This window comes from Bowdeniella massiliensis (genome assembly GCF_023634005.1).
Taxonomy (GTDB): Bacteria; Actinomycetota; Actinomycetes; order Actinomycetales; family Actinomycetaceae; genus Bowdeniella; species Bowdeniella massiliensis.
Window position 1 is genome coordinate 53,191 of the sequence record NZ_JALIQR010000016.1, and the last position, 10,772, is coordinate 63,962.

The following is a 10,772-nucleotide window of genomic DNA, read 5'->3' on the forward strand; positions in this document are numbered from 1 at the left end:
CCCCATCCCGTAGCCACGGCAGATTTCTGCCCAACTTCGGCCTGCCGTTGGCGTCCTACCGTGAGGACTATTCATGTCTACCGCTACTACTGTTGATACCCCTGCGATCGCGTCCACCCCGCAACTCAAGTCGATCCGCGCCCGCGGCACCTGGACCGGAGCGCTCCGCACCGATGTTGAGGTCGGCTCGTTTTCCTTTACGACGGGCGAGCCCGTCGCGCTCGGCGGAGATAATTCCGCCCCCACCCCGATGGATTACGTCGTCGGTGGATTCCTGGGCTGCCTGACAGTGCTCATTGAGCTCGTAGCCCGCGAGCGCGGCATCGATATCGCCGTCATCCGCCACACGGCGACGGCCAAGCTCGACCGTCGCGGCTTTGCCGGGCTTGCTGACGTCAGCCCGTCATTCACCTCGCTCGAAGCGACGGTGTGGGTTGAGGCCACCGCGCTGACTGATGAGTTTGCTGAGCTCATTGACCAGGTAGAAAAGCGCTGCCCGGCCTACAACCTGTTCCACCAGGCCGGCTGCACGCCCGAGGTCACCTGGCTGCTCAACGGCGCTGAGGTAAGCGCGTGAGCAGCGTCGGCATCTGGACGGTGACACTCGCGCTCGGGTACACCCTCTTCCTTATTCTCGGCCCGCGTGCTCTCGCGGGCCGAGCCGGCGGCGCTGCGGACTTCTTTGTCGGCGGGCGATCCTTTTCACCGTGGACCGTGGCAGTGTGCATCACCGGCCTGTTCTCGGGCTCATCGTTTATCGCGATCCTCGAGTTGAGCTACCGCACCGGGGTTTCCGCGCTATGGTACGGCGTCGCTGAGATCACGCAGATCCTGCTCATTGCGCTACTACTCGTCGCCCCGCTGCGACAGCGCCTCGTCGTCACCGTCTCCGGGCTCATCGGCGATCGTTACGGCCGACTCGCGCGCGGCATTGCGGGCGGTATTACAGCCTTCACGTTCCCCATGTGGGCCGTGGCGACGGCAATCGCCTTCGCCTCCGCGCTGCACGTCGTGACCGGCCTGCCCGTGCACCTAACCGTCATCTTTACTGCCCTGCTGCTGTTGGCCTATCTCGCGGCCGGCGGCATGCGCTCGGTCGCGTTCGCCCAGACCTCGAACTGTGTCGCATTCGCCTTCATGCTGGGCGTGGGCGCCGTCGCGGTCCTTGGCACACCGGGGCTGCCCGCGCTCGCAGCCGCAAGCGATCAGCGGCCGGAACTGTTCTCCCTGTCCAGCGCCGGAACCGGGCTCATCGTCGCCTGGTTCGGTACGTTCATCGTCAACGTGCTGCTCGCGCAGGCGGCGTTCCAGATGTCGCTATCGTGCCGCACGCCCGCCGCTGGCCGGCAGGGGCTGATCACGGCCGCGTGGCTCGCGGTGCCGTTCATCGTGATCGGTACCCTCATCGGAATCGCGGCAGCCCTGACGCTGCCGGGCGCCTCCAACGGTCTCATTGGCGTCGCCCAATACGTCGCGTCCGCGGTGCCCGCTCCCCTGGCGGCCTTGTTCTTCCTCGGCATCTGGGCGTGCGCCCTCGGTTGGGGTGGACCGTGCCAGTTCTCCGGCGCGACGAGCCTTGGGCGCGACGTCGGACTCGCGATCCGCCCCGATGCGAGCCCCGAGCAGCTCGTGACGTGGACACGGCGATCGCTCGTCGTGCTTACCGTCGTGATGATCGCCTTTGCGTTTGCGCGTACGAGCGAATCGGCCTGGTGGAACGTGCTCGCGTGGACGTTGCGCAATGGCGCTACGCTCGCCCCCATCATCGGGGTGCTGTTCTGGCCACTCGCCACCCGCCGAGCAGCTCTTTCCGCAATGGCGGGCGGGTTCGGCGCGGGTCTCGCCTGGTACCAGCTCGGTGGTTGGCAGCCGGCGACGTTCCACCTCGGAGTCCATCCCGTGTGGATCGGAATGGGGACGAACCTCCTCATCCTGCTGGCGGTCACGCTCACCGAGCAGCGAACAGTCCTCGCGGTGACGCGCGATCACTCACTGCGACGCTCGGGAGGGATCCTCGGCTTCGCGGCGCTCAGCATCGCCGCTACCACTGCGCTCGCATTCGGGTGGCTCCACGAACGCGGCCTGCTGGGACTTGCCGCATTCAGCGCACTCGCCCTTGCGACGGCGGCCGCTACCCGGTTGCTGCGCACCGCGGAAACTCCCGCGAAGCGCGAGTTCCAGGAGGCTGGGGCGGTCGCCGCCTCCTAGCTCGGCGATGCGGGGGCGGCAGACTCGTCGTCCCCGCATCGCTCACCTCGCGGATGTCGGGGTCATCGACCTACCGTGGAGCTAACCACATCCCTACGCGAGGAGACATCATGAGCGATGACACCAGCGGCACCTTTGACCGCGACACCCGCTACATCACGGATCGGATCGTTGCGGATGCACCCGCGGGCGAACCGACGGGCGAGAAGGTGGGTGACATGACCTGGCCGGTGGAGGCCGGCCGCTATCACCTTGCCGCCGCACGCGCCTGCCCGTGGGCACACCGCACCATTCTTGTCCGCGAGCTCATGGGCTTGCAGGACGCCATCTCGCTCGGGCTCGCGGGACCAACCCACGACGAGCGCTCCTGGACCTTCGACCTCGATCCGGGCGGCCAGGATCCGGTCCTTGGCATCGAGCGCCTGCAGGAGGCCTACTTCAATCGGGTTCCCGACTATCCGCTCGGTATCACGGTGCCGGCCATGGTCGACATTCCGACGACGGCCGTCGTGACAAACGACTTCGATCAGCTCTCCAAGGACCTGGCGACGCAGTGGGGCGAGTGTGCCAAGCCCGACGCCCCCGAGCTCTACCCGGAGGACCTGCGCGAGGAGATCGAAAAGATCAACGAATGCGTCTACCCGGATCTCAACAATGGCGTCTACCAGGCCGGCTTCGCCACGTCGCAAAGCGCCTATGAGGATGCCTACGATCGCGTCTTCGCTACCCTCGACTGGCTCGAGGAGCTACTCGCGGATCGACGCTATCTGGTCGGCGATTCGATCACCCTGGCAGATATTCGCCTCTATCCGACGCTCGTGCGCTTCGACCCGGTCTATTTCGGCCACTTCAAGTGCAACCGGCAGACGATCTCCTCCTTCCCCGTCCTGTCCGCCTACCTCAAGGACCTGTGGCAGACGCCCGGATTCGGGGATACGACGAATATCGACCAGATCAAGGAGCACTACTACGTCGTGCACACTAACGTGAACCCGACGCAGATCGTGCCCAAGGGCCCCGACATGTCCTGGCTGGATGAGCCCAGCGGTCGCGACCATCTCTCGTGATCGTCATCGTGGTGTTCGCGCCCGTAGAGCATGCGGACCGCGTCCGGGATGCTCTGGCGGGCGCGGGCGCCGGCCACGTCGGAAATTACAGCGCGTGCAGTTTCTCCGCACGCGGCCAGGGCCGGTTTCGACCCGAAAGCGGAGCTAACCCGACGATCGGGTCCCTCGGCTCGCTCGAAGTCGTCGAGGAAGTTCGGATCGAGGCGGTCTGCCCGCGCGATCGAGCCAAAGCCGCCGTCGCCGCAATGATCGAGGCACACCCCTACGAAAAGGTTGCCTATCACTGCTACGAAGCGCTGACCATCGAGGATCTCTAGCGCGTCATGACACGATGGTGGGCATGACAAGTCCGATAACCGAGGGAAGTGTTCGAGTCGACGTCTGGCTGTGGTCGGTACGGCAACTAAAGACGCGCTCGGCTGCGGCGCAGGCGTGCCGCGCCGGGCACGTTCGCGTCAACGACGAGCGCGCCAAGCCCGCCACCCCCGTACGCGTCGGGGACGAGGTGCGCTACCGTTTCCAGGGCTTTGATCGGATCCTTGAAGTAACGGGGCTGCTAAAGAAGCGGGTCGGCGCACCCGTTGCCGCAACGTGCTACATCGATCATTCGCCGCCGCGCCCCACCCCGCTCGTTGCACCGATGCCGGTCTTTCGGGACCGCGGCGCTGGGCGTCCCACGAAAAAGGAACGCCGAGCACTCGACCGCCTCATGGGCCGCGACCCCCGCTAGATACGCCAACGCCCCACAGCCAAGGGGGTGTCCCTATGGTGGTTGTCAAGCAGCTGCAGAGATTCGGGGCTCGTATAGCGTGCCTGTTTTCATCATCGCGTACATGACGTTCAGTCGGCGACGCGCCAAGCACATGACCGCCGCGTTGTGGCGCTTGCCCTCGGCTCTCTTCCGCTCGTAATACACCTTCGACAGCGGGTCGTGGCATGAGGCGACCCACGCGGACCGGAACAAAGCGTTCTTCAACCGCTTGTTCCCAGCGCGGGCGGGGAACTCACCTCGGATGGACGTCCCGGACCGTCGGGTCACTGGGGCGATCCCGGCGTAGGCGGCCAGGTGTCCTGGGCTTGGGAACGCGGACATGTCGCCGGCGGCCAGGAGGATCTGCGCTGCGGTCTTGACCCCGACTCCCGGCATTGACGTCAAGACCGTGGAAAGAGGGAAGTCGTCGACCAGCTTCTCGACCTCTTCGGCAACGATGTCCCGCTGGTGCTTGAGCTCTTTGATCTGTGCTGCGACCCTCGGGATGACGAGCTCGACAGCTTCTGCACCGGGCACCGTGACAGTCTGCTCAGACAGTGCCGTGAAAACCTGGTCGATGAGTGGGCCCGGGTCTTTCCTGCTGTGGTTACGTGCCCACCGCTTCACCCCGGCCTTCCCAGCAGCCTTGAGTCCGGCGGGTCCGTGGTAACGGATGAACAGATCCAACACGATCGCCCGGGTGAGGACGACACCAGGGAAAACGCGTTCCAAAGATGGGTAGATCTGGACCAGAAGGGACCGCAGACGGTTGATCGCGCGCGTCGACTCGCGAGCGAGGTCCTCGTCGAACCCGGACAGCACCTTCAGCGCCGATAAGACCTCGGAGTTGCGGTCCACGGCTCGGAGCGTGTGTGGCATTGTCCTGGCGGTATCGGCGATGATGAACGCGTCCCTGGCGTCGGTCTTCGACCGTCCCGGATACAGGTCCGCGGCTTTGCGCATCGCCAGCCCGGGTAGGTATGCGACTCCCGCGCCGAGATCGCGAGCGACAGCGATCGGCAATGCCCCGATCGTGTTCGGCTGGTCAACGACGACGAGCACCGAACCGTGCTGCTGAAGATTGGTGATGACTTTCCGCAGCGCGGTCTCATCTTGGGGCAGCTCGCGGTCGTACACGCGTTGCCCGTCGGCAGTGAGAGCGCATCCGTGGTGGGTGGACTTCCCGACGTCGAGTCCCAGTGTGATGGCGTATTCGGTTGTCATGACAGGCTCCCTTGTCCTGCTTGTATCCCTGGCCGCTGGTGTCATGACACCCGATGCTGGCACCCACGTTACGAAGAGACCTCAACCGAAGTCGGGCCGTGTCCCTATCAGCAGTCAACGCGCGTCCTGGACCCCTGGCGGCAACACCCCCGGATCATCGATGACAGGGCAAGACAGCCATACCAGGGCCAGCGACCAGATCCTCTGGTGAGGACCTACCAATAAATGTAACGGGGGCAGCGCTGTGGGGCGTCGGGCCGCTTAAGTCGCGGCGGGAGGAACGTTTAGGCGTTCTTGGTTGCGGACACCTCGAACTGGAGGGTCACCTTTTCGGAGACGAGAACGCCGCCGGCCTCGAGGGCAGCGTTCCACTGCAGACCGAAGTCCTTGCGGTTCACGACGACGGAGCCTTCCAGGCCCGCGCGCTCGTTGCCCCACGGGTCGGTAACGACGCCCTGGAAATCGAAGTCGATGGTCACGGGCATGGTGACGTCCTTGATGGTGAGATCGCCGGTCACCTGCAGGGTGTCCTCATCGACGGCCTTGACGTCGGTGGACTTGAAGGTGACGCTCGGGTACTTCTCGACCTCAAAGAAGTCCTCGGAGCGCAGGTGCGCATCGCGGTCAGCGCTACGGGTATCGACCGACTCGGCCTTGATGGTGACGTCGACCTGGCCGCTGTCCACACCGTTGTCGAAGTTCGCCGTTCCCGTGACATCGGTGAAGCTGCCGCGAACCTTGGTCACCATGGCGTGGCGAGCGACGAACCCGACCTCGGTGTGGCTCGGGTCGATGGTCCAGGTACCGGTGAGGTCCTTCAGAGTGGTCATGTGCTGTCTCCTTCAGTCAGACAAACGATGTAGTTGACGTTTCACCAATGAAGCTACTGACGTCTTCTGCCCTTGTCAACCGGGTAGTTCAAATTTGGACTAATCCGGGATGTGATCCTCGCAACTATGGAATCCGCAGGACGACAACCGGATCTTGGTGAGCCGCCCACAGGGCTCCCGGTAGTGCGGAAGCGGTCGTCACCATAAGGGTCAGGATCGCAACGCCGAGTGTGAAGCTCAGTGGAGCGGTATGTCCCAGCCACGTCGTCGTTGCTAATCCCGCGACGCATCCGAGGACAATCCCCACGAGGGCTGGTAGCACGGTTCGACCGATGGTGTAGCCCATTATGACGCCGCGACTAGCCCCGAGAGCCATCCGACGGCCAAGGTCGGAGCGGCGTGACAGGGCATCGGAAAAGACTACGAGCACACAGATGATCGCCCCGACACCGAGCACTCCATAGAGAATGGACGTCGAATACCCGGCAAGATCTCCGGCAACAGATTCCGCTAGCTCAGTGATCGAGATGGGCGATTGGATACGCACTAGATTGGGATCTCCGGCAGAGATAATTGAGTTGGTCGCACGCATTGCGCGATCCACATCTCGATAGTCGGCCACAATTGCCTGCACGACCTGGGTCGGTTTGCCGGAGTCTCCACTGATGAGAACTGACTCCACCCCGTCGAGAACAACCTTCGCCTCATACCGTCCGACAACCGGCGCTTGGGCATTCGACGTCACGAGAGTGATAGCACCAAATGGCTCCGCGAGTCCAAGAGTCCGCTGGGCTATGGCATCGACGATGGCCTCGCCAGGTTGGGGCCAGCGACCCTCCTTAAGTTCAACGATCTCGGTGAGGTCACCAACCACAACCCGGGCCGGAGCCTGGGTCCCGCCGGGTCCGATGGCGGTATTGACCGCATCTTGGGCGATAGAGAACCCGTAAGCTCGTTCGACTATCGATAACGAGTTAATCGCCGCGACCACGTCGGAATTCAAGAACTTCATGTTCTGGACATCGACAACGGAAAATGCTCGTGAGCCAGCCTCTTCCAACCGTTGTTCGAGCTTTGCATCAGCGGCAGCGGCACGACCAACGGTCAACAGGGAAGCTAGACACACGATCGCAGCGACGAGCGCAATCGCGGCCGAGGAGACCTTGAGAGCCCATGCCGCAACAGCTGTTTCACGAACTAGCTCTTTGAGCTTCATATAAGCTCCAAGATCTCATCAGAATTCGCCACCACGAACGGGTCGTGCGTGACGACAATGATGGTCCTGCCGAGCGCCGCTTGCTGATGAAAGATATCGAGGACAATTTCAGCATTAGCTTTGTCGAGGTTTCCCGTTGGCTCGTCGGCGAGCACAACCTGGGGATCATTAACGAGCGCACGGGCCAGTGCCACCCGCTGAGCCTGGCCTCCCGAGATTTGTCCCGGTTTGTGGCTCGCTCGATAGTTCACTTGCGTGAGATCCATAAGCTCGCGCGCGCGAACAGCTGCATCCGCCCGACTCCACCCCGCGTAGAGCGCGGGCTCGATGACTGCGTCAAGGATGCTGCGGGTTGGGTCGAGCGCTGAGTCCTGGAAAACAAATCCGAAACTCGTAGCGCGTGCCCGAGCCCGCGCTAGATTAGGCGCTGCCGAAAGGGCAATTTCGTTAAGGAACACATGCCCCTGGCTAGGCCGCAGCATCAAACCAAGGATGTAGAGCAGGGTCGATTTCCCACAGCCTGAAGGACCGGTGACCGAGGTGACCGCACCTGGTGTGAAGGTGTGGGAGAGACCGTTATACAGCACTTCATTTGACTGCGGGTACGAAAATGCCACGTCCGTAATCGCCAACATGGCCTTTAACCCGCGCTGGTCTCATCGGTCGGGGTGTCACCTTCAACCGGCTGGCTGGGATCCTGACTTGGCGTACCACCGGGTGCAGGCGTCGCGCCTTGTGCAAGCTGCACCTGCTCGCCCGCTCGTAGTCCGTCGACAACGACCAGCCCCTGGCCCGAACCCGTCACCGTCACATCTCGTCGCTCGCCATCAGCCATGGTGACGAACGTCGTTCCGCTCGGAGTGGATTGAACTGCTGCTGCCGGAACCACAATCCCAGCGACAGGCTCTTCTGGGCGCACCTCGGCGAGCAGCGATGTTTGGGGGGCAGCAGGAAGGACATCGCAGCGAGAGTCGCACACGCTGCCGCCATCGATGCCAGAGAGTCGTGCCCGGATCGAATCCATCTCGCTAACTCGCTCAGTCGCGGAAATCACGCCTGTGAACGTTTCCCCACCGTAGGAAAAAGTCACGCGGGCCCCTACCGGGACAAACTCACTTTGAGCACTGGAAACGTTGACGAAGAACTCCCGATCTCCCACTGCTGCAGACACAATCTCGTCTCCGCTGCTCACGGCAACGCCGGGACGGAACCCGTCTTTGAAAGTGATGGGCGTGGGAAGCTCGGAGAAAGCCACGAGCGATCCAAGGGGCGCAACCCCGCTGGCGGGTGCACCCAGCTTCTTCTGAAGATCCTTCAGTGCCGCGGAAGTCGATTGACCGAAAGTCCCGTCAGGTTCAGAGCTCAGTGTTCCTTGCTGCTTGAGCATCTCCTGCAGAGCTGTGACATCGGCACCCTTAACACCTTCGGTAAGGTCACGATAAAACGGGGCAGAAGACACGACGGCTACGACGGGCTGATCTCCAACAACGTACAAGACATCACCTTGCTTTGCTTCGCCCTCCCCTACCCGGGTAACAACGCCGGTGAGCGAGTTCGTGGTCACGGCAGCCGTCGGAATCTGGATAGTTAGACCGAAATTGAAAACTCGACCCACTGTTCCTTCGCGAGCTTCAGCCGTGACTGTCTCGCCAGGTTCTTCCTTGACCGAACGCGATCCGAAGGTTACTGATGCTGCCCACCACCCGCTTGCAAAGACGAGAGCAAGCACGACTATTGATGCGCCTACGATCACAGCGGATCTAGAAAACCCATGCCTGGAGGCCATCACAATCCACGCATTCTTAAAGGAGAATACTCAGAACCGGGGTGGAGTGTACTCCACCCCGGTTCTTCCGAGTAGTTACCGCTACTTGCTTCAGCCAATGTGAAAACAAGAAGTCGACACTTTGGTGAACGATTCAACCGTGTTCGTCTTCATTGTTACCGTTGCTTTGTAGTATCCGGAACCTGACCTGAAGCTAATTCCGCTGCCCTGGCGGGTGATTGTGGCGCCCGACGTCGCGACATATTTGTGGGTATGTAGCGCGGAGTTAGGCGTCGCAGTCTCTGCAGTCACAACCGCAGTGGTCGGGCATGTTTGGGTTCGTGTCGCACTTGCAGCATTGGCGGGGCCTACCACAAGCACTGACGAAGCAAGCAAAGCTGCTGCCGCAAGCGCGGCAGAGATTCGATTTCGCTTCATAGTTTCCTGCTTATCATTGACTCATGTGTATGAAAGATTACACGCCCACTACTGGAAGTCAATACGTCGAACGGTTACGGCTTGGTTACATCAAGGTTCTTGGTTAGTTCCATGTAGCATGGCAGGCGAATCACGGTTACAACTCAGTACGCAGTTCAAAGCTGAGGTGGTTCAGTCGGTCGCGCAGAACGGGGACCGGTCACCGAAGTCGCCGGCAAGCTGCAGATCAAACGCAGGGACTGGTAGGAAACTTGTTCACGCCGTATCGGCAGAGTCATCCGGAGCCAATCCCGGAATCGACGCCAACTGATTACGTGGGGTCGACTTAGCTGGAAGAGAAGATCGGCTGGCCGCGGATGGCGAATGAGTTTCCAACTCGCTAGTTCCTTTACCCGGGCTCAAGTCTGAAGGAGAAGTCAGCCCTGCTTTAGGCACAGAGAAACTACCCGATCAGCTGGATTTGCCAGAGGTTGGGTATACCTCAGACGTCCTTCTATTCGTGGAGATTCCGGGCTCGGGCGGTGAGAAGACTCAGGTGAACCGGGCCGCGCAGAATACCGAGATCGAGCGAGTCGTCTAACAGCAGTGTGAAACTACTAGCTGTCAACTGATCACCACCGAGCTCTGCAGCGACCACTCCCCTTATTCGGTCGGTTTGGCAGCCGATCCTATGCGCGAGTTCGGGCTGGTCACAGTTCAGATGCGAACCAACAAGCGCACCACTCTTATCAATGAGCAGGCGTAGGTCTTCATCGATTGACTTGAGCGCGACTCCCCCGTACTCCTTCACACCGAGGCAAGCGCTTGTCAAGTGTCGAGTTTTATGGAGAGTGTTTTTTCTGGATTCGGGTAGTGAGAATTGGGGTTGTGGGGCCGCCCAGTAGTCGGCCTCAACCTCGGCAGGTGGGCGGTGGTCGAGCTCGCCATGGAGTCGGCGCTCGTTCCACCAGTCCACCCATTCCGCGGTCGCGTACTCGAGATCGTTGATCGATTCCCAGGGGCCGTGGTTCCGCACGAGTTCGGCCTTGTAGAGCGAGTTCAAGGCTTCGGCCATCGCGTTATCGTACGAGTCGCCCTTGGACCCGACCGACGCAACCGCGTCGCACTCGGCAAGCCGATCCGCGTAACGAATAGCTCGATTCTGCACTCCGCGGACGCCCTTCTAAGTGTCAAGCAGCAATCTGCGTCTGGTTGATGACCGCGGTGCGAGCTTTCAGAGTGTAAAACATTTCTCGTGCGAGATACCGTTTCACACATCTGAGGGCCTCCATCT

General features: G+C 61.7%; 11 protein-coding genes. 5 read left to right on the forward strand and 6 right to left on the reverse strand.

What is annotated here, in order from left to right; genetic code table 11:
• Positions 1 to 73 precede the first annotated feature (73 nt).
• From MUN85_RS11050 to MUN85_RS11070, 5 genes are all read left to right on the forward strand, one after another.
• On the forward strand, positions 74 to 577 hold the full coding sequence (locus MUN85_RS11050) for an OsmC family protein (RefSeq protein ID WP_092561642.1): 504 nt from the start codon (positions 74 to 76) through the stop codon (positions 575 to 577).
• Positions 574 to 2,208: a sodium:solute symporter family protein gene (locus tag MUN85_RS11055; protein WP_250506741.1), complete on the forward strand. Its 1,635-nt coding sequence runs from the start codon at positions 574 to 576 to the stop codon at positions 2,206 to 2,208. Before MUN85_RS11050 ends, MUN85_RS11055 begins: the two co-directional genes overlap by 4 nt.
• Before the next feature lie 110 nt (positions 2,209 to 2,318).
• Positions 2,319 to 3,275, forward strand: a complete 957-nt coding sequence (locus MUN85_RS11060) for a glutathione S-transferase family protein (protein WP_250506742.1) — start codon at positions 2,319 to 2,321, stop codon at positions 3,273 to 3,275.
• Positions 3,272 to 3,592 (forward strand): YqfO family protein, encoded by a 321-nt coding sequence (locus MUN85_RS11065; protein ID WP_250506743.1) that lies wholly within the window; start codon positions 3,272 to 3,274, stop codon positions 3,590 to 3,592. The genes MUN85_RS11060 and MUN85_RS11065 overlap by 4 nt, the downstream gene beginning before the upstream one ends.
• A 23-nt stretch (positions 3,593 to 3,615) precedes the next feature.
• On the forward strand, positions 3,616 to 4,005 hold the full coding sequence (locus tag MUN85_RS11070) for an RNA-binding S4 domain-containing protein (protein WP_250506744.1): 390 nt from the start codon (positions 3,616 to 3,618) through the stop codon (positions 4,003 to 4,005).
• A gap of 45 nt (positions 4,006 to 4,050) precedes the next feature.
• Here MUN85_RS11070 and MUN85_RS11075 read toward each other — a convergent pair whose 3' ends face one another.
• The 6 genes from MUN85_RS11075 to MUN85_RS11100 all read right to left on the reverse strand — a co-directional run bounded on the left by MUN85_RS11075 (position 4,051) and on the right by MUN85_RS11100 (position 10,646).
• Positions 4,051 to 5,250, reverse strand: coding sequence for an IS110 family RNA-guided transposase (locus MUN85_RS11075; RefSeq protein ID WP_250506745.1), 1,200 nt, complete (start codon positions 5,248 to 5,250; stop codon positions 4,051 to 4,053).
• A 284-nt stretch (positions 5,251 to 5,534) separates the two neighbouring features.
• Positions 5,535 to 6,080, reverse strand: coding sequence for a YceI family protein (locus MUN85_RS11080; protein ID WP_250506746.1), 546 nt, complete (start codon positions 6,078 to 6,080; stop codon positions 5,535 to 5,537).
• A 124-nt stretch (positions 6,081 to 6,204) separates the two neighbouring features.
• On the reverse strand, positions 6,205 to 7,296 hold the full coding sequence (locus MUN85_RS11085) for an ABC transporter permease (RefSeq protein ID WP_250506747.1): 1,092 nt from the start codon (positions 7,294 to 7,296) through the stop codon (positions 6,205 to 6,207).
• The gene (locus MUN85_RS11090) at positions 7,293 to 7,913 is read right to left on the reverse strand and encodes an ABC transporter ATP-binding protein (protein WP_250506748.1); all 621 of its coding nucleotides are present in this window, start codon (positions 7,911 to 7,913) and stop codon (positions 7,293 to 7,295) included. The genes MUN85_RS11085 and MUN85_RS11090 overlap by 4 nt, the downstream gene beginning before the upstream one ends.
• A gap of 23 nt (positions 7,914 to 7,936) precedes the next feature.
• On the reverse strand, positions 7,937 to 8,860 hold the full coding sequence (locus MUN85_RS11095; RefSeq protein WP_250506749.1) for a peptidoglycan-binding protein: 924 nt from the start codon (positions 8,858 to 8,860) through the stop codon (positions 7,937 to 7,939).
• A 1,132-nt stretch (positions 8,861 to 9,992) separates the two neighbouring features.
• Positions 9,993 to 10,646, reverse strand: a complete 654-nt coding sequence (locus tag MUN85_RS11100) for an integrase core domain-containing protein (RefSeq protein ID WP_348647978.1) — start codon at positions 10,644 to 10,646, stop codon at positions 9,993 to 9,995.
• Between the last annotated feature and the right edge of the window lie 126 nt (positions 10,647 to 10,772).

What these genes read in the sequence shown, in the direction of transcription:
- MUN85_RS11050 (WP_092561642.1), top strand. Translation starts at nt 74, where the DNA reads ATGTCTACCGCTACTACTGTTGATACCCCTGCGATCGCGTCCACCCCG.
- MUN85_RS11060 (WP_250506742.1), top strand. Translation starts at nt 2,319, where the DNA reads ATGAGCGATGACACCAGCGGCACCTTTGACCGCGACACCCGCTACATC.
- MUN85_RS11070 (WP_250506744.1), top strand. Translation starts at nt 3,616, where the DNA reads ATGACAAGTCCGATAACCGAGGGAAGTGTTCGAGTCGACGTCTGGCTG.
- MUN85_RS11075 (WP_250506745.1), bottom strand. Translation starts at nt 5,250, where the DNA reads ATGACAACCGAATACGCCATCACACTGGGACTCGACGTCGGGAAGTCC.
- MUN85_RS11080 (WP_250506746.1), bottom strand. Translation starts at nt 6,080, where the DNA reads ATGACCACTCTGAAGGACCTCACCGGTACCTGGACCATCGACCCGAGC.
- MUN85_RS11085 (WP_250506747.1), bottom strand. Translation starts at nt 7,296, where the DNA reads ATGAAGCTCAAAGAGCTAGTTCGTGAAACAGCTGTTGCGGCATGGGCT.